17 protein-coding genes are annotated in these 17,824 nt (G+C 45.8%); 10 read left to right on the forward strand and 7 right to left on the reverse strand.

The window, feature by feature from the left end:
• Nucleotides 1-22 precede the first annotated feature (22 nt).
• Nucleotides 23-922, forward strand: a complete 900-nt coding sequence (locus NDJ01_RS04335) for a GyrI-like domain-containing protein (RefSeq protein WP_139059674.1) — start codon at nt 23-25, stop codon at nt 920-922.
• 58 nt (nt 923-980) lie between these two features.
• On the opposite strand, the gene NDJ01_RS04340 is transcribed toward NDJ01_RS04335, so the two are convergent.
• On the reverse strand, nt 981-1,403 hold the full coding sequence (locus tag NDJ01_RS04340; RefSeq protein ID WP_258586316.1) for an organic hydroperoxide resistance protein: 423 nt from the start codon (nt 1,401-1,403) through the stop codon (nt 981-983).
• A gap of 136 nt (nt 1,404-1,539) precedes the next feature.
• On the opposite strand from NDJ01_RS04340, the gene NDJ01_RS04345 reads away from it, so the two are divergent.
• The 4 genes from NDJ01_RS04345 (at nt 1,540) to NDJ01_RS04360 (ending at nt 5,926) form a co-directional block, all read left to right on the forward strand.
• Nucleotides 1,540-1,998, forward strand: coding sequence for a MarR family winged helix-turn-helix transcriptional regulator (locus tag NDJ01_RS04345; protein WP_182019656.1), 459 nt, complete (start codon nt 1,540-1,542; stop codon nt 1,996-1,998).
• A 303-nt stretch (nt 1,999-2,301) separates the two neighbouring features.
• Nucleotides 2,302-2,859, forward strand: a complete 558-nt coding sequence (ahpC, locus tag NDJ01_RS04350) for an alkyl hydroperoxide reductase subunit C (protein ID WP_005395542.1) — start codon at nt 2,302-2,304, stop codon at nt 2,857-2,859.
• Between the two features lie 157 nt (nt 2,860-3,016).
• Entirely contained in the window at nt 3,017-4,585 is a 1,569-nt protein-coding gene (ahpF, locus tag NDJ01_RS04355; protein ID WP_258586317.1) for an alkyl hydroperoxide reductase subunit F, read from the forward strand.
• Between the two features lie 921 nt (nt 4,586-5,506).
• A complete protein-coding gene (locus NDJ01_RS04360) occupies nt 5,507-5,926 on the forward strand; it encodes a VOC family protein (protein ID WP_025793617.1) in 420 nt (139 codons plus the stop codon).
• A gap of 77 nt (nt 5,927-6,003) precedes the next feature.
• Here NDJ01_RS04360 and NDJ01_RS04365 read toward each other — a convergent pair whose 3' ends face one another.
• On the reverse strand, nt 6,004-6,543 hold the full coding sequence (locus NDJ01_RS04365) for a CAP domain-containing protein (RefSeq protein ID WP_258586318.1): 540 nt from the start codon (nt 6,541-6,543) through the stop codon (nt 6,004-6,006).
• Between the two features lie 127 nt (nt 6,544-6,670).
• The gene (locus NDJ01_RS04370; RefSeq protein ID WP_258586319.1) at nt 6,671-7,627 is read right to left on the reverse strand and encodes a LysR family transcriptional regulator; all 957 of its coding nucleotides are present in this window, start codon (nt 7,625-7,627) and stop codon (nt 6,671-6,673) included.
• A gap of 126 nt (nt 7,628-7,753) precedes the next feature.
• Between NDJ01_RS04370 and NDJ01_RS04375 the strand changes: the two genes are divergently transcribed.
• The 3 genes from NDJ01_RS04375 to NDJ01_RS04385 all read left to right on the forward strand — a co-directional run bounded on the left by NDJ01_RS04375 (nt 7,754) and on the right by NDJ01_RS04385 (nt 9,874).
• Complete coding sequence (locus NDJ01_RS04375; RefSeq protein WP_258586320.1) at nt 7,754-8,440, forward strand: DJ-1/PfpI family protein; 687 nt, start codon at nt 7,754-7,756, stop codon at nt 8,438-8,440.
• An 84-nt stretch (nt 8,441-8,524) separates the two neighbouring features.
• Nucleotides 8,525-9,010, forward strand: coding sequence for a sigma-70 family RNA polymerase sigma factor (locus NDJ01_RS04380; RefSeq protein WP_047009687.1), 486 nt, complete (start codon nt 8,525-8,527; stop codon nt 9,008-9,010).
• A 168-nt stretch (nt 9,011-9,178) separates the two neighbouring features.
• Nucleotides 9,179-9,874 carry a VC0807 family protein gene (locus NDJ01_RS04385; protein ID WP_046875662.1) on the forward strand — a complete coding sequence of 232 codons (696 nt, stop codon included), beginning with the start codon at nt 9,179-9,181 and terminating at the stop codon, nt 9,872-9,874.
• A 72-nt stretch (nt 9,875-9,946) separates the two neighbouring features.
• Here NDJ01_RS04385 and NDJ01_RS04390 read toward each other — a convergent pair whose 3' ends face one another.
• A complete protein-coding gene (locus NDJ01_RS04390) occupies nt 9,947-10,939 on the reverse strand; it encodes a zinc-dependent alcohol dehydrogenase family protein (RefSeq protein WP_053808200.1) in 993 nt (330 codons plus the stop codon).
• Nucleotides 10,940-11,027: 88 nt separating this feature from the next.
• On the reverse strand, nt 11,028-11,843 hold the full coding sequence (locus tag NDJ01_RS04395; RefSeq protein WP_258586392.1) for a helix-turn-helix transcriptional regulator: 816 nt from the start codon (nt 11,841-11,843) through the stop codon (nt 11,028-11,030).
• Nucleotides 11,844-11,954: 111 nt separating this feature from the next.
• Here NDJ01_RS04395 and NDJ01_RS04400 point away from each other — a divergent pair, with 111 nt between their 5' ends.
• Complete coding sequence (locus tag NDJ01_RS04400) at nt 11,955-12,659, forward strand: MOSC domain-containing protein (protein WP_258586321.1); 705 nt, start codon at nt 11,955-11,957, stop codon at nt 12,657-12,659.
• A gap of 54 nt (nt 12,660-12,713) precedes the next feature.
• Here the strand turns inward: NDJ01_RS04400 and NDJ01_RS04405 are convergent, their stop codons facing one another.
• The gene (locus tag NDJ01_RS04405) at nt 12,714-13,952 is read right to left on the reverse strand and encodes a DEAD/DEAH box helicase (RefSeq protein WP_258586322.1); all 1,239 of its coding nucleotides are present in this window, start codon (nt 13,950-13,952) and stop codon (nt 12,714-12,716) included.
• Nucleotides 13,953-14,217: 265 nt separating this feature from the next.
• Nucleotides 14,218-15,219: an arginine deiminase-related protein gene (locus NDJ01_RS04410; protein ID WP_258586323.1), complete on the reverse strand. Its 1,002-nt coding sequence runs from the start codon at nt 15,217-15,219 to the stop codon at nt 14,218-14,220.
• A gap of 403 nt (nt 15,220-15,622) precedes the next feature.
• Here NDJ01_RS04410 and NDJ01_RS04415 point away from each other — a divergent pair, with 403 nt between their 5' ends.
• Complete coding sequence (locus NDJ01_RS04415) at nt 15,623-17,473, forward strand: ABC transporter ATP-binding protein (protein ID WP_258586324.1); 1,851 nt, start codon at nt 15,623-15,625, stop codon at nt 17,471-17,473.
• Nucleotides 17,474-17,824: the final 351 nt, after the last annotated feature.

Here is a 17,824-nt window from a genome sequence, read left to right on the forward strand (position 1 = left end):
TCAAACAAGGGTGGCCCCTCTCATGCGTGTCGATTATCACCAACGACTCGTTCCTGTTATTCGCTATCTGGAACAGCACTTTAACGATCCTCTCAATTTGCTCGAAGTGGCAGCGCTAGCCAACCTCTCTCCCTATCATTTTCACCGTACCTTCAAGGCGGTACAAGGCGAAACATTAGCCGACTTCATTCGACGTTTACGGCTAGAGGCGGCAGCAGACGATCTTTTCAAATCAAAGCAACCAGTGCTGAACATCGCGTTAGAGTACGGTTTTTCTAGTTCGCAAAGCCTAGCTAAAGCGTTTAAGCAGCATTATGGCGTAACACCAACCGCCTTTCGCGACTGTAAAAACTACCAGCAATTTTCTGAACTCGCGCGAAACAGCAAGATTGGACACGCACTGCGCAAGAATGGAAACGAACGAACCCTAAGCGATTCATATACTGACTCTGAACTCACAACATGGAGCAACAATATGGAAACGCAAAACTTTGATAAAGCAAAATTGGCTTACATTCGCGTTAACGGCCCTTATGGCCAAGGTTATGAAGAACCATCAGGTCGCTTGTATCAATGGGCAGGAATGAAAGGTTTGGCGGGCAATACCTGTATCTTCATTTATCACGATAACCCAGAAATCACGCCAGACGAGAAGTGTCGAACTGACATCTGTCTAATGGTGCCAGAAGATACCGAAGTACCAAAAGGCATTGAGCTGCAAGACTTCCCCGGCGGTCAATATGCGGTGATGCGCCAGCAAATTACCGAATTCAGCCAATACCCTAAAGCATGGGATGATTTGATGAGCAAAGTGGTTGAATCTGGTATTGAAAACGACTGTCGACCTTGCTTCGAACTTTATCATAGCTACGATCCACAAACGCACCATGCAGACGTCAGCTTCTGCACTGCTATCAAATAATCGAAAAAAGCCTGCACGTTCGCAGGCTTTCCTTCTATTAGAAATAATGTCTAAATCGTTAGATCGCTTCGCCATTTACTGTAACAGCAACATCAATATTGCCACGAACGGCGTTTGAGTATGGGCAAACTTGGTGTGCAATGCGCGTTAGCTCTAATGCTTGTTCTTGTGGCATATCTAGCTCTACCGCTAAGCTCACTGTTAGTGCAAAGCCGCCGTTATCGTTCGGACCAATGCCCACTTCAGCTGTCACAGGTGCGCTCTTTAGCGCTACTTTTGCTTCACGCGCAACGTGCAAAATCGCGTTAGAAAAACATGCTGAATAGCCCGCTGCGAAAAGCTGCTCAGGGTTAGTTGCTGCACCTGTGCCGCCCATTTCCTTCGGGTATGACAGCTCTAGATCGAGAAGACCGTCATCTGTTTTTACTTGACCATTACGACCAGCCAAAGCAGTAGCTTGAGTTTTGTATAGAGTAGTCATGCGAGTGTCCTCTTCATTTAAGTTGCACACAATTTAATTGCCTGCAATCTTATATCGAAGTAAAGATCGTTTGCAACTATATTGTGCACAATTTATTTTATTACTCTCTTTCTCTGTGAGCAGGTAGGCAACGCCAATGAGCCAGTGTTACACCGACAACACCATGACCAACGACGATAAACTCTTACTCGAAAACCAAGTTTGCTTCCCGCTCTATAGTGCAGCAAATGCGGTGATCCGAGCTTACCGCCCTTTGCTGGACGAACTTGATCTGACTTATTCGCAATACTTAGTGATGATGGTGTTGTGGGAGAAAGACGGTGCCAGCGTTAAAGAATTGGGCTCACAACTGCATTTGGATTCAGGCACGCTCACGCCGCTGCTTAAACGCCTAGAAGCAAAAGGCTATGTAGAGCGTGGTCGTAGTGAAACCGATGAGCGCGTTCGCGTACTCAACCTTACAGAGCAAGGTCGTGACCTCAAAGAGCAAGCCAAGTCAGTGCCAAACGCCATGATGTGTAAAATCACGTTAGAGCTGGATGAAATGATCATGCTGAAGAAGTTGTGCGGCAAGGTGCTCGACAATCTGAACTAAAAAATAAAAGCATCAGCTTCCCCACTTCCTATTAGAAAGAGCCTGCCGAGATGCAGGTTCTTTCGATCTTAGCCAGACGATATCTTAAAGGTCATCATCAGTATTCTCTATTACCACTTGGCCTTCCTCTTCAATAAAACCTATCAAAGCAAACTCACTTACATCGGGCTTCCCTATTAATAAAGATAGGAAATGACTATCAATAGGATAGTTACAAGCGATTTTTCTTAAACACAATCCAATGCGAATATACTTTCCGAAAGCAAGAACTGCTCACCCTAAAACATTCTGAGGAAAGTAAAAATGATTAATACAAAGATCAAACCATTTGCAGCTACAGCATACAAAAACGGCGAATTCGTTGAAGTAACAGAACAAGATGTTCTAGGCAAATGGGCTGTATTCTTCTTCTACCCAGCAGACTTCACATTCGTATGTCCGACAGAACTAGGTGACCTAGCAGACCACTACGAAGAGCTACAAAAACGCGGCGTTGAAGTGTACTCAGTATCAACAGACACACACTTCACTCACAAAGCTTGGCACGATAGCTCAGAAACAATCGGCAAGATCCAGTACTACATGCTTGGCGACCAAACAGGCAACATCACAAACAACTTCGGTGTGATGCGTGAAGGTCAAGGTCTTGCAGACCGTGCAACGTTCCTAATCGACCCAGAAGGTACGATCCAAGCAATGGAAATCACTGCTGAAGGTATCGGTCGTGACGCAGAAGACCTACTACGCAAAGTGAAAGCAGCTCAGTACGTAGCAGCGCACCCAGGCGAAGTTTGCCCAGCAAAATGGAAAGAAGGCGAAGAGACGCTAGCTCCTTCTCTAGACCTAGTAGGCAAAATCTAAGCCACTGAATTTAAGCTCAATTTGACATGCTAATTGACGCTTAACTTAGAGAGCATTCCAGGTTAGATACCTTGACGACCTTCTGCCTGGTTTGCTCTCTCCCTACTGATTTTATCCAGAGTAACCACTCTTTTGTTTATTTAAGGTAACAACAACTATGTTAGACCAAGCGATCCAACAACAACTCAAACAATATCTGGCTAATGTAAAAGAAGACGTTCGTCTAGTGGTTAGTCTAGATGAAAGCAAAGCATCGAATGACATTCTGTCTCTAGCGAACCAAATCGCAGAGATGAGCGACTTTATCACCGTTGAACGTGACGACAACGCAAGCGCACGTAAACCAGTGATGACGGTGACGAACCCAGTAAAAGGCACAGCACTTCGTTTTGCTGGCCTACCAATGGGTCACGAATTTACCTCTCTGGTATTGGCATTACTGCACTCTGGTGGTCATCCAATCAAACTAGAGCCGGAAGTGATTGAACAAATCGCAGCGCTAGATAAAGAGTTGGAAGTTGAAGTGTTCATTTCACTGTCGTGCCAAAACTGTCCAGACGTTGTTCAAGCGTTCAACATGATGGCGGCAATCAACCCGAAAGTGAAAGCAACCATGATCGACGGTGCACTCTTCCAAGATGAAGTGAAACAACGCGACATCATGGCCGTACCAAGCGTATTCGTGAACGGTGAGCTATTCGGTCAAGGCCGTATGTCTCTAACTGAAATCCTAAACAAAGTGGATGACGAAGCGAGCGAGAAAGCCGCAAAAGCACTGAGCGAAAAAGACCCATACGACGTGCTAGTTGTCGGCGGTGGCCCTGGTGGTAGTGCAGCAGCACTATACGCAGCGCGTAAAGGTATTCGCACTGGCGTTGTCGCTAAACGCTTCGGTGGTCAGGTGATGGACACCATGGCAATCGAGAACTTTATCTCGGTAAAGCGTACTGAAGGTCCAAAACTGGCGACTGACCTAGCAGAGCACCTAAAAGAATATGACGTAGACGTCGTGACTGAGCAACAAGCGCAAAAACTGATGGGCGCAGCACACACAGAAGATGGCTTGATTCATATCCAACTTGAAAGCGGTGCAACGCTGAAAAGTAAGAGTGTCATCCTTAGCCCTGGTGCACGCTGGCGTGAAATGAACGTTCCGGGCGAGCAAGAGTACCGCAACAAAGGTGTCGCGTACTGCCCTCACTGTGACGGTCCACTGTTCAAAGGTAAGAAAACTGCGGTTATCGGTGGTGGTAACTCAGGCATCGAAGCAGCTATCGACCTTGCTGGTATCGTAGAACACGTAACGGTTCTTGAATTCGCAGACGTACTTCGCGCAGACCAAGTGCTTATCGACAAAGCGAACTCACTACCAAACGTAGACATCATCACGATGGCGCAAACTACTGAAGTTGTGGGTGACGGTACTCGCGTAACAAGCTTGAAGTACAAAGACCGCAACACAGATGAAATCAAAGAAATTGAACTGTCAGGTATCTTTGTCCAAATCGGTCTAGTACCAAACACAGAATGGCTAAAAGATTCAGAAGTAGCGCTTTCTGAGCGCGGCGAAATTGAAGTTGGTAGCCGTGGTGAAACCAGCCTAGAAGGTGTCTTCGCAGCGGGTGACGCAACGACGGTTCCTTACAAACAGATCATCATTGCGATGGGTGAAGGTGCAAAAGCAAGCTTAGGCGCGTTTGACTACCTAATCCGTAAGCAAGGTTAATCTCCAATTTCTTGAGCACAAAGCGCACGATGCTGTGTTTTCTTCCCCGGAAAACCAATCGGGGCACCGTGACAGCGATGAGTAACAAGAAATAAAAGCAAAAAACCTAGAAGCCCAAAGACTTTGCCAGCAGGTACTAACTGCTGGCTTTTTTGGTTTTGGGGAGGGGTGTAAGCACATCCTCCAGCACTCCGAGTTCAAACTGGAGAGATTGGCTCTACAATCGCTGATGATTCAGTTCACACCGCTAGCATCACAAAGCGCTGCAAATAGATTCTGAATACTCGCTTAGGCTCCTTCAGAATGACACTGTTCGTTAAGCGCTCTCTTCACGTCATTCCCGCGAACCTAGGTGAGAGTGGGAATCTATCCATCGCAAGCTTGAACGAAAGAAATTCACACACATACACGTAACGCATCAACGGTTAGAGGGTTCTGAACATAATCCTCCTCTCAACCTCAAACCACCAACCCCACCTAACCTTCGCTTGTATCAAACTCTAAAGATCTCAACACTCCGGGCTCAAGGTGGCAAGTTCTACAATCGCGGATAATTCAATTCACACCACCAGCATCGAAACGCGCTGCAAATAGATTCTGAATACTCGCTTAGGCTCATTCAGAATGACACTGTTCGTTTAGCGCTCTCTTCACGTCATTCCCGCGAACCTAGGTGAGACTGGGAATCTACTCACCACAAACTCGCTCGAAAATGATTAGCACGAACAAACAAAAGATGAATGAGGGTTGCAAGCACACAACCCAACTATCAGATTCAAAGCACCAAACCCACCTAACCTCCCCTTGTATCAAGCTTCGAGGAGCGCGCATAAAAAATTCCAAAATAGCTCTTTACCTCGACTTAACTTGAGGTTTTAGCATGTTCATCGTTGGCTAGGAAATGACAAAAAGGAGCACATCATGATCCAACTAGAACATATTAATTTAGTCGTGAAAAACATCCCTGAAATGCTGAAGTTTTATCAAACTGCATTTCCACATTGGTACGTGCGTGATGAGGGGAAAGGCGAATGGAGTGGTAAGCCAAGAAACTGGCTACATTTTGGCGACGAGTATCAATACATTGCCATGAGTGACCACGGTGAAGGAGAGAACCGCGAGTTGGGCGGCCACCAAGTAGGGCTAGCGCATTTTGCTTATGTGACCAACAACGTCGATGCTATCATCAAAAGACTAACCGATGCAGGTTATCCGATTGCCCAACCTGGGGCTGATGAGCCATATCGAAAGAATGTGTATTTTGTTGACCCTGCAGGTTTTGAGATCGAATTCGTTGAATACCTGACGGATGATCCAAAACTTCGTAACCTGACAAGCTAAAAGAGACGTAAATAATAAAACGCCAGCAGATGGTTACTGCTGGCGTTTTAGTTTATCTATCAGGTTTCTTTATCGCATTAGCGCTGTTTGGCAAAAACCTGAGTCCAGTAATACCCGTAGCTTGCCGAGTGATTTTCGACAAGCGACGCGCCCATCTGATCAAAATCCGCACTCATGATATTGAGGCAGTGACCTTCGCTCGATAACCAAGCATTAACGACGGCGTTAATGGAACTTTGCCCTACGGCGACATTCTCACCAATAGCGCTCCAAGCATAGCCCGTAGCGTTGACTCGATCTGACATATTGCTGCCGTCAGAGCCTGTGTGAGTCATGAAATCGCTGTTCGCCATGTCGCTTGAGTGTCGATAAGCGGCGCTTTCCAAATCGTAGCTCCAAGTTAATGCCCCGACAGGTGGCATGGTGGTTGCCCCACACTGCTGTGTAGTAGAGCGAGCGCTGTTCACCGCTGCGAGCATCTGCTCGGCAAATGTGCCTTGTGACGATGTGGAACCTGTGTTTTGTGAGCCGTTTTCTACAGGAGCTGACGACTCCCCATCGCCGCCACATGCGCTGAGAAGTAGGGCCAAAGCAGGCACTAAGATCTTAGTTGGCATTGTCTTTCCTTTATGAGTGACGAAGAGCAAACTGCGCTTGTCGATAATAACGCCCAATAACCTAACAAAAACCCATAAAAGCACCATATGGCTTGGAGTGTTTTAACCAAAGACTCACATGAAGTTTTCAATCTCCTTGGTTCGGTTGGTAAATCGGCAACGTTTCAGCCCACGTATGGAATGGCGTTTCATCCATATCCTGTATCGCTTGGGTGATAAAATCGATGAACACCCTCACTCGAGCAGGCACATATTCCCGGTTGGCATAGAGAAGATACACGCCATTTCCTGCTTGGCGCATACTCGGAAATATCGGCACTAAACGCCCCGCTTTGAGCCAATCTCTCGCGATAAAGTGAGGAATCTGAGTTAACCCTAAGCCTTCTGCGCAAAGCTCTGCCATGGATTCGCCGTCGTTTACAATAAAATTTCTCTCGGGGTTATACTCACTTGCACCGTCTGATTCAGGCATCTGAATCGGCAACAGTTTCCCCGTTTGTTTAAAGCGAAAGCGAACCCAAGAATGGTCATTGAATGCGTCTGGGCCACTCGGAATACCATGCCGCGCTAAGTAATCCTGACTGCCACAGATAATAAAATCGATAGGACTCAGCTGGCGCACAATCAACTGACTGTCCTGAACAACACCAGAACGAATCGACACATCAATCCCTTGTTCAATAATATCAACGTAGGCATCATCGTAATGAATATCGATCGTGATGCTGGGGTAGCGGCGACAAAACTCTTTTAATAAAGGGCGAATGTAAAGGCGACCGTAAGAGACCGGCACATTAATCTTAAGCAGTCCTGAAAGCGCATCATTGTGGCTTTTCAATGAATCCTCACACGCCGTCAGTTCGTCCAGTACAAACCTAGCGGTATTTGCGTATCGACGACCGGCTTCTGTCAGACGGATCTGTCGCGTAGAACGTTGGAAAAGCTGTATTCCCAAGTCGCTTTCAAGACGATGGATGGCCTTACTCACCGTAGAAGGGTCTGTGCCATACGCTTTGGCGGCCGCAGCAAAACTGCCACCTTCTAAAGTGGCAATAAAAAATCGTAGGGACCGTATCTTATCCATAAAACTCGTGCACTCCATTCGTGAACTTTATTCACTTTAGTAAAGACAAAGTGGCTCTTCAATCACCAATCAGCCCAAATATAATGAATCTCAATAACTTGATGCTCTGTTAGCGAGGAAAAAACAATGGGTAAAAATGGATTAAAGAATGCACTACAACTATTGATAGCGACCTTAGTCCTATTCTTTGGGATGCTTCAAACGGCACATGCGGCGGATAAACGCATTGGCATTCTGGTTTACGAAGGCGTACTGACCTCTGATGTTACTGCGCCTTTAGAGGTCTTTGGCGTCGCAAGTCGTCTGACTTGGTTTAGCGATTATGAAGTAGTCACTATTTCCGTCTCTGAACAGAAAACCATCACCACTGAAGAGGGATTAAAAATTGGTGTGGATGCTTGGATTGGCGATCAGCCGGAACTCGACGTGCTGGTTTTAACATCCAGCTACGACATGGATGCGCTAATCGAAAACAAGGATCTCATTCACTTTATTCAAACCACATCAAAGGCGGCAGATTGGATGGCAAGTAATTGCTCTGGTGCGTATCTATTGGCCGAGGCTGGCCTTTTAAACGGTAAGAAAGCGACGACATGGGCAGGAGGTGAAAACGGATTACAAAAAGACTATCCAGCAGTTGATGTACAGGTCGACCAGAATTTTGTTGTTGATGAGGGCGTCATCACCTCAAACGGCAGCCTAGTCAGCTATCAGGCCGCCCTTAAATTGCTGCATCTCATGACTTCAGAATCTAAAGCTCAAGAAGTCGCAGACGCCCTTCAATACTCACGTTTTTCTACCCAGCCATTTTAAGCGGGCAAGGACGAAACCGCAGGTAACCTTTGAAGCTTCAGAGGTTACCTTGCTGCTCAGCTCTACACTTCTGATCTTAATGCTATGGAAAAACACAAACGATACGAAGCACTGACGAAGGAGCAATACCAAGATATCTATCGTCTCGCATATTGGCTATGCAAAGATCATCACCTTGCTGAAGATTTGGCGCAAGACACCTTCCTGAAAGCGTGGCGATTCTTTGATAACTTAAATGATCCCAATGCCGCGAAGCCTTGGCTCATCACCATTTTGCGTCGTGAGAATGCTCGGCGCTTTGATAAAAAGCAGTACGATTTTGTCGATATTGATGAGTGTGTAATACAGGCAAAAAACTACCCTGGCAGTGACCACGACATGGCACAAGATTGGCTTCAAAAACAAATGATGATTCTCGAACCCAAATACCGTGAACCATTGGTCTTAAAACTCGTAGTCGGGTTTAATCATAATGAAATTGCTCAAGTATTAGAGCTTAATCACAACACCGTGGCGACTCGATTATTCAGAGCACGCAATCAGATCATTGCGCAGAGGGAGCGCGATTAAGACACAAAAAAAGTAGTCAATCATGTCAACTAACTGGCTATGCTCCGGTCTATTTCATAAGTCGTTACACAACTCGGCGCTTTAACGCTTTACATCAAGCGCGACTAGATGAACACTTCTCGTCAAAGTACAATAACAGCCGACATAGAGTAGAGTCAGTAAAACATTATGAGTAACACAACGGCGAAAAAGCCGAATCCCCTATTCGAGATTCTTTTTAACGTATTCATCCCTTCCTTTATCTTGATGAAGTTTAGCGGCGATGAACACCTAGGAACAGCAATGGCGCTGGTTGTCGCTTTGCTATTTCCTATCATTTACGGCGGTATGGACCTTGTCCGGAACAAGAAATTTAACTTTATTTCTGCACTTGGCTTTATCAGTGTTTTATTAACTGGCGGCATTGGCTTGTTAGAGCTCGATACACGTTGGTTAGCCTTGAAAGAAGCCCTGATCCCTGGCCTGATCGGTTTAGCGGTTTTGGGCTCAACGTTTACCCGCTACCCACTGATGCAGAAGTTAGTATTGAATGACACGGTATTGAATTTATCGCTGATTAACGAACGCTTGAAAGAGAACGGTCAATCAGAGGCATTTGAACGTTGTCTAATGTCATCAAACTATCTGTTTGCGAGTACTTTTGCGTTCTCATCCGCGATGAACTACTTCCTTGCGACTTGGATCGTGACCAGTCCTTCGGGCACGGCTGCCTTTAATGAAGAGTTGGGTAAGATGACGCTTTACAGCTACCCGATGATTGCAATTCCAAGCATGTTAATGATGTTCGGTATTTTTTATTACATTTGGCGTCAAGTACGTACGATGACATCGCTCGAAACAGAACAAATTTTCCATTTAAAATAGTCCCATCATTACAAATAACCCATCAAAAAAGGGAGGATTTATCCTCCCTTTTCTCAACAGACTCACTGTAATTCATAGCGTCAAAATGATTTTTCCTGACACCGCCGATGAGCGTTGCTCAACCATTTCAATCGCAGTTTGAAAATCCTCTAGAGGCAGCTCAGACGCTACATTTAACTTTATATCGTTGGCAATAAAGTGGTCTAACATTTCAGCGAATACCGCCTTTCTCACGCTTTTACCTACCGATTCTTCCCAATACCGCAAAAAGAAGGTGCTAAAGTCGATGTTGTTGGTCTTCATCGATTCAAAAAACGCAGGCGTATAAGGCGCTAACGACAACGTTCCGTAGTTGATGTATTGGCCATTTTCTTTCAAGGTACGAATGAGATACGTGCCAGCCTCACCACCTATCGCATCCAAAGCGGCCGTTGGTTGTGGCAGTTTGCGCGTTTGCAGTTGCGCGTGTAAGTCTTGCTTCGCGTCCAACACTGGAATCGTATCGTACGGATACTCGTCTGGCTTTGAAGTGACAGCAATCAGTGTAAAACCCAGTGAATGGGCGAGCTGGGCAAATATCTTACCGATCGCCGAACCCGCCGCATTGATGATCACCACATCGTCTTTGTTCAACTTAGCCACTTTCGTGGTGATAACCCACGCGGTTAGCGCGTTGATATACAACTGGCAGGCATAGCCGTTATCCAAACTTTCAAGTAGCGGAAAAAGATTCTCAGGCGAAGCATCTATGTAGTATTGCCAAGTACCACTCATCGCCACCAACACTTTTTGCCCAACTTGAAGGTCAGTGTGATCGACTGCACTGACTTCCACCACACGCCCAACCGCTTCAAATCCCGGCACGCGAGGTGGTACGTGAACGCGGCGGTATTGCCCAACACCATAAATGGAAAGCAAGTCACTTGGGTTAATATTGGTGGCTTCCAGTCGCACCCGAACCTTGCCCTGAGCAAGCGGTTTGAGGGGCACTTTTTCCAACGACAGCGACGTTTTTGGCTGACCAAAGCAGAATTGGTTCACTCGAGTATTTATCGTTGGTGCCATTGTTATTCATACCATGTAATTGAAATTCAAAAAGGAAGTTTCGCGACTTCTACTCAAAAGCATTAAGTGAAGTCGAAGCTCTGTATTTCTACCTGCGCGATGCGCCGTTCACTCTAAACTGTTGTGGCGTCATATCAAAATAGGCTTTAAATGCTTTGATGTAGGATGAGTCGTTTTGATAACCCACTCGGTCTGCAATGGCTTGGATTGGCAACGTTTCATCTAACAAAGAAAGCGAGTAAATCAGCCGAATTTGTTGCCGCCAAAGCAGAAATGAAGTGTTGAATTCCTTGGCAAACAACCGTGATAAAGTGCGCTCAGACGCCCCAATTTTCTCCCCCCACTCTTTTAGCGAACAGCTCAACGCGGGCTCGTCAGTCAGTTGCTCGAAAATCAGTTTGAGTCGGCGATCTTGTGGCAGTAATAACTGAAATGTCTGCACGTTGCTTTTCAAAATTTGATCATGCAACACCACCAGCAAATGCAGCACTTCTTCGTGGCTTGTCTCACCTTCACACTGTCTGCGGATCTCTTGTAAAAGCTCATTTAAAAACGGCGTTAAAGCAATGGTTCTCACTTGTTGCTCGTACGTTGCGCCAAACTCAGGGTTGAGGTAAATGCCAACAAATATCGTGTTGCTTAGAGCAATCGACTCGTGTTGAACACCCGCAGGAACAAATAACGCAGAAGTGTGCGGAACCAAATGCTGATAATGCTCCGTTTGTGTTTGCAATAACCCTTTGATAGGAAAGATGATTTGATGCCAAGTGTGTTGGTGCAGCGCATCAATGTAACCTTTTGGCATGTCGATGGTTTTCACCAAAACAGGAGAATGGGGATTAGCGACCATCATCTCATTGGAGGTCATGACGCCTGACTTCGAATCAATTTGGCGAGTTAGCATTGTTGATTGTCTTTTCACCCCTATTCCGACACAAGTTCACTAGGCTATCATGCTCCGCATCGCGAATGAAGGTAAACACTTTATCTCTCATTCAAATAATAAGGAGGTTACATGAAGAAAATCGGCGTCGTAAAAGCTTTGCTAGCAGGGAAAACTGTCCCTTATGCTCATGGAGCGCAAAGCGCAATCAACAAACAAGTGTTGCCCGAGCGCCAGCACGCAACAGAGCTTGGTTTTATCAGTGATGAGCAAGGCGATCCACGCTTTCATGGTGGAATTCAAAAAGCGCTTCATATTTACCCAAGCGAGCACTACCCAATCTGGCAACAAGAATTAGGCGAAAGAACTATTTTCCAATCCGCTGGCGGCTTTGGCGAAAACATCAGCTCCGAGGGCGTCACCGAATCCACGATTTGCTTGAAAGATAAAATCCGTATCGGCTCAACACTACTTGAAGTGTCGCAAGGTCGCATGCCTTGTTGGAAACTTAACGTACGATTTGACCAACACGACATGGCGAGAAGACTGCAAGATACGCTTCGAACAGGCTGGTATTTCCGAGTATTGGAAGAAGGCGATATCGGTGCAGGTGACGAGATTATTCTGTGTGAAAGACCTTATCCAGAATGGCCATTGGCTCGCATCATGGGCGCGGTTTTCACTGGCTGTTTAGATAGAGAAGAACTCACTAAGTTGTCTGAACTGCCGTTAGTCGAGTCTTGGGGCAAGTTGGTCGAGCGCCGCCTAGAAACTGGCGAAGTCGAGGATTGGGAAATGCGCTTGATTGGCCCAACTGCCGTTAATACTCAAAAGTAAAATTTGTAAGCCACGCTCTGAACCGACTATGCCGTCAAGAGCGTGTTTTTTGTTTTACTTCGCACTCGGGGCTGGGCGTTTCGACTTACCTTGAAACTGCTTAATGCTCTTCTTAGCATGAGTTCGACGGTTGGCTTTTTTATCGCGTGGCGCGCGTTTGCTCTCGCCAGTTGATGGCTTATCCGTTACTGGAAAACCTGCCAGATCTTGCACTGGTAATGCACGTTGAGTCAGGTGACGAATCGCGCTTAGTGCGTCCATTTCACCATGACAAACCAATGACATCGCCACACCTTGTTCGCCTGCGCGAGCGGTACGTCCTACTCGGTGAACATAGGTTTCTGCATACATTGGCAGTTCAAAGTTGATCACTACAGGTAATTGCTCAATGTGAATGCCACGCGCTAGTAGATCGGTGGCAATCAACACCTGAATTTGCCCAGATTTAAACTGCGCCAGTGCTTCTTCTCGCTCATCTTGACTCTTATTGCCATGCAGCGCATTGGTTGAGATGCCCGCTTTATTCAGCTTCTTCACTAAGCCATCGGCGTTCTCTTTCGCACCAATAAAGACTAATGCCTGAGTCCACGCGTTTTTTTGAATCAGTTCAATCAATGCCTTGGTTTTACTGCCTTTGTTGACGAGGTACAGCGTTTCAGCAATATCTTGGTTGGTGCTGTTTTCTTGATGCGCTGCAACTTGCTTTGGTGCCTGCATAAGCAGCTTCGCTTTACCCTTCAACTCATCTGAAAACGTTGCCGAGAACATCGCGGTTTGACGCTGATTGAAGGTTTGCATCGAAATCTTTTGTACGTCAGGCCAAAAGCCCATATCCAACAGACGATCCGCTTCATCCAATACTAGATAATGAACATTGCTCAAATCCAAGCCATTATTTGCTAGGTCAACCAAACGACCAGTCGTCGCGACAAGGATATGAGGATTTGTCGCTAGCGCCTGCTGTTGTTGCTCTTTATCAACGCCGCCACACAAACACACTGCGTTGAGTTCAAGAACTTGACCAACTTGGTTAATTGCTTCACTCACTTGCATTGCCAGCTCACGAGTTGGCACAAGAATCAGCGCTTTTTGCTCTGGATTGACACTCAGCTTTTCTAACAAAGGCAAACCATAAGCAAGGGTTTTGCCGCTGCCTGTATTTGCCAAAGCCAATAGATCTTGACCAGCCAACAGCTCAGGAATGGCCAACGCTTGAATATCGGTCGGTTTCTTGAAATCTTTTGGCAGTGCGTGAATCAGCTCAGAACTCAATGAGAGAGTAGAAAATGGCATTAACGAAAACCTTGTGCTTTGGGTTGAAGAAGCAATAAAAATAATGAAGATGCGGTAAAACGCAGGCGCGGACTTTACCACAATCTGCTAGGTGAACCATCCTATTTTAGGCGCTTAAACCAAGCGTCGCCTACGCAAATCGTCAGAAAACTAAAAAGCGCAAAAAAGCCGTTAGTCTGTACTGCCACAGAGCTAACGGCTAAAAACCCTTGAAGAGAACGCTTCGTCAGCCTTTCACTGCGGCTGAAAAGAAATGTGCAGTTTATTAAAGCACAGCTTTACGATTCGGTAAGAACACTTCACCCAACATACAACGAACCGAGCCACCACCAATAGATTCTATGGTAGAAACGTCGAATGGCAGCAATTTACCGTGCGTTGCCAATTGGTTTCTTTGTGCTGGTGAGAATGCATCGTACGCCGATTGCGACATCGCAATCACCTTGTCGCCGTTGATCGTTTCCAGTTGCAGAATGTTACCGCAGAACTGGTTCATCTGATCAAGCGAAATTGAGATGACTTGCTTGTCTTTGGCGAGTGACTTCATTACAAAACGACGCTCAAATTCTGGGATCACTTCGTCACAAATCACGCAGAACTGCTCACCCACAGCCATCATCACGTTGGTATGGTAAATAGGCGCACCAGATGGCAAACGAGTTTGGAAAGAGATCACTCGTTCATAGCCAATACGATCGGCGTAATCTTCTAAAACCAGACGATCACAACGTTGTGAGAGTGCGGCATAGACCGTTTTATTTAAGTGGTCAAAGACCATCACACCCGTGCTTTCTAAATACGCTTGCTCATCAAGATATTCAGTTAGGCTGCTACGTCGATGAACTTCTCGCCCAGCTTGCGCTAGTGCCGCCACAAGCGCATCGGGACGCACTTCTTTTTGACGGTTTTCACAGGCCATTGGAAAGGTGTACAACGTGCCATCTAGCGTAGTGCTAAACCAGTTGTTTGGAAATACCGCGTCTGGCGTCGCAACATCTGAAGCCGGATAATCAAACTCAACAACTTGAACGCCCTCTTGACGCAGCGTTGCTACCATACTCGCGAACTCGGCCATCACTCTACGCGAAACGTCTTCTTGGCTGAGTGACACTTTATGTTGGAACTCATTATCTTGTGCGGTTTCTTCATTAAAACGAAACTCTTTCGGTGGCACCATCACTACGCAGTTTGCGGTTTGGCGCTGAGCACTTTGCGTGCTTTCTTCTTTCCCATTAGCAAATTGGGTCACTGATTCGTGTAATAGCATCCAATACATTCCTTATCACTAGAATGAGGAGATTGTAAATTTATTGTTAACTTCAGTTTTGCTGTTTTCACAATTAATTTAATTATCTAGAAGTAATTTTCACTGAACTTAGCTTATTTCTCCCGAAATTTTATTGTCACTATGCAGGTTTAAGGTTTTATGGCATCGCGATGAACATGCTAAGAATTCATCATAAGAATCAGAACCATAGACAACCACACCCATAACCAACTAGTTACATTTAAAACACAATCGGTTAGACTATTTTTTCGCCCCTCTCGTCAATCCGTCTGCTTTCTCGAGGAGCAGCCAAAAACCCTTATACACGCGGCTTCGTCCAAAGCTGCGTGAATCGATGGATTTAGCCACCCCAAATGGCACTGTTTTAACTTTAGGATGAGTTATGTTTAAACGATTTGAAGGCTTTACAGAGCCGTTCCCCAAATCCACACCAGATCAGCCTCCTTCAGGGGTGCTCGCTTTTTTACGTTATTACACCCGCGGCTACGAAAAGCCTTTGATCATCATGTCTTTGATGGCCACGATTGTTGCTGTCGTTGAAGTTATGTTGTTTGGCGCGATGGGACAATTGGTTGATTGGTTGTCTACCAGCAATCCAGAAACGTTCTTGCAAGACAATAAAGCAGATTTAATTTTCTACGGAACCTTATTGTTGGTTGTCATGCCCATTTTGGTGATCGTGTATTCGTTGCTCGTTCACCAAACATTATTGGGCAACTATCCAATGTCTATCCGCTGGCTTGCACACCGGTATTTGCTCAATCAAAGCTTAAACTTCTATCAAGATGATTTTGCAGGCCGAGTTGCAACTAAAGTCATGCAAACGTCACTAGCTGTGCGCGAAACCGTCATGAAAGCTATGGATGTGTTTGTTTATGTTACGGTTTACTTCACAAGCATGATAATTATGTTAGCGACGGCAGACTGGCGTTTGATGATCCCAATGATCGTCTGGCTGCTCGCTTACATCGCTATCCAAATCTATTTTGTCCCTAAGCTCAAAGATGTCGCTTCAGCGCAAGCCGATGCACGTTCGACAATGACCGGACGCATCGTCGACAGCTATACCAATATTCAAACGGTCAAACTGTTTTCCCATAGCCAGCGCGAAACCCAATATGCTGAGCAAGGCATGAAGGGATTTTTGAATACGGTCTATCGTCAAATGCGCCTAGTGACCGGCTTCGACGTTGCTGTAGAGATCTCAAACTATATTTTGGTCTTTTCCGTTGCTGCTTTATCGATTTACCTGTGGTTGGATAGTGCCATCAGCGTTGGCGCGATTGCGATTGCTGTTAGCCTTGCATTACGCGTAAATGGTATGTCGATGTGGATCATGTGGGAGGTTGGCGCCCTCTTTGAAAATATGGGAACTGTAGTCGATGGAATGAAAACGCTCTCTAAGCCTATTGATATTAAAGATAAACCAGGCGCAAAAGACTTAGTAGTCACTGAAGGAGGCATTCACTTTGATAACGTCAGCTTCCATTACGGTGAGAACAAAGGCGTGATTAGCCATCTCGACCTCAACATCAAACCAGGAGAGAAAGTAGGATTGGTTGGGCGCTCCGGCGCCGGAAAATCAACTCTGGTGAATTTGTTACTTCGTTTCCACGATGTCGAAGACGGCAGCATTAAGATCGATGGACAGAACATCTCAGAAGTCACACAAGACTCTTTGCGTTCAAAGATCGGTATGGTGACCCAAGATACTTCTCTGCTGCACCGCTCGATTCGCGACAATATTTTGTATGGCAACCCAGATGCGACAGAAGAAGATTTGTTGAAAGCCACTAAGCAAGCGCATGCCTATGAGTTTATTGAAACTCTGACCGACCCATTTGGCAACGTCGGATACGATGCGCAAGTTGGTGAACGTGGTGTGAAACTGTCTGGCGGCCAACGTCAGCGTATCGCAATATCTCGTGTGCTACTAAAAGATGCACCATTGCTGGTACTGGATGAAGCTACATCGGCTCTGGATTCAGAAGTCGAAGCAGCGATTCAGGAAAGCTTGAATGAATTAATGCAAGGAAAAACCGTTATTGCGATAGCGCACCGATTGTCGACCATCGCACAAATGGATCGCCTCATCGTGCTAGATAAAGGCAGTATTGTTGAACAAGGTTCTCACCAAGAGCTCATCGCGAACAACGGTATTTATGCCCAGCTTTGGGCCCATCAAACTGGCGGATTTATCGCTGAAGAGTTAGAAAATCAACACGTTTCTTAATTAGCGAGAAACCCAATAAAAACGGCGCATGAAGCGCCGTTTTTCATTTTTATTGATAACCCTATACTCATATAGCCATTATAGTTTCTCATATATGAAACATCCTCCATGATAAAGCTCACATTTTTTCTGCTAATATACCGCCTCGTTGCGTATCCATTGCAATGAACACAATACAGAGTTTTGAGCCGTCTTCATTTGTCATTTCACTTTTTGAGAAACAGCTATACTCAATAGATGGCTTAGTTATTAGATTAACAATAAGGTAATTAGCTTATGTGTAAATGTGGTTCAATGCAGATCGTACAACTCAAACCAAGTTGGGCTGACAAGCTATTCGGCTACTCAGAA

Origin of the sequence: Vibrio sp. HS-50-1 (assembly GCF_024747315.1) — a bacterium.
GTDB lineage: Bacteria > Pseudomonadota > Gammaproteobacteria > Enterobacterales > Vibrionaceae > Vibrio > Vibrio diabolicus.

Bases quoted from the DNA above. Each gene is read 5' to 3' on its own strand.
- NDJ01_RS04335 (WP_139059674.1), top strand. From the start codon at position 23: ATGCGTGTCGATTATCACCAACGACTCGTTCCTGTTATTCGCTATCTG.
- NDJ01_RS04340 (WP_258586316.1), bottom strand. From the start codon at position 1,403: ATGACTACTCTATACAAAACTCAAGCTACTGCTTTGGCTGGTCGTAAT.
- NDJ01_RS04345 (WP_182019656.1), top strand. From the start codon at position 1,540: ATGAGCCAGTGTTACACCGACAACACCATGACCAACGACGATAAACTC.
- ahpC (WP_005395542.1), top strand. From the start codon at position 2,302: ATGATTAATACAAAGATCAAACCATTTGCAGCTACAGCATACAAAAAC.
- ahpF (WP_258586317.1), top strand. From the start codon at position 3,017: ATGTTAGACCAAGCGATCCAACAACAACTCAAACAATATCTGGCTAAT.
- NDJ01_RS04360 (WP_025793617.1), top strand. From the start codon at position 5,507: ATGATCCAACTAGAACATATTAATTTAGTCGTGAAAAACATCCCTGAA.
- NDJ01_RS04365 (WP_258586318.1), bottom strand. From the start codon at position 6,543: ATGCCAACTAAGATCTTAGTGCCTGCTTTGGCCCTACTTCTCAGCGCA.
- NDJ01_RS04370 (WP_258586319.1), bottom strand. From the start codon at position 7,627: ATGGATAAGATACGGTCCCTACGATTTTTTATTGCCACTTTAGAAGGT.
- NDJ01_RS04375 (WP_258586320.1), top strand. From the start codon at position 7,754: ATGGGTAAAAATGGATTAAAGAATGCACTACAACTATTGATAGCGACC.
- NDJ01_RS04380 (WP_047009687.1), top strand. From the start codon at position 8,525: ATGGAAAAACACAAACGATACGAAGCACTGACGAAGGAGCAATACCAA.
- NDJ01_RS04385 (WP_046875662.1), top strand. From the start codon at position 9,179: ATGAGTAACACAACGGCGAAAAAGCCGAATCCCCTATTCGAGATTCTT.
- NDJ01_RS04390 (WP_053808200.1), bottom strand. From the start codon at position 10,939: ATGGCACCAACGATAAATACTCGAGTGAACCAATTCTGCTTTGGTCAG.
- NDJ01_RS04395 (WP_258586392.1), bottom strand. From the start codon at position 11,843: ATGCTAACTCGCCAAATTGATTCGAAGTCAGGCGTCATGACCTCCAAT.
- NDJ01_RS04400 (WP_258586321.1), top strand. From the start codon at position 11,955: ATGAAGAAAATCGGCGTCGTAAAAGCTTTGCTAGCAGGGAAAACTGTC.
- NDJ01_RS04405 (WP_258586322.1), bottom strand. From the start codon at position 13,952: ATGCCATTTTCTACTCTCTCATTGAGTTCTGAGCTGATTCACGCACTG.
- NDJ01_RS04410 (WP_258586323.1), bottom strand. From the start codon at position 15,219: ATGCTATTACACGAATCAGTGACCCAATTTGCTAATGGGAAAGAAGAA.
- NDJ01_RS04415 (WP_258586324.1), top strand. From the start codon at position 15,623: ATGTTTAAACGATTTGAAGGCTTTACAGAGCCGTTCCCCAAATCCACA.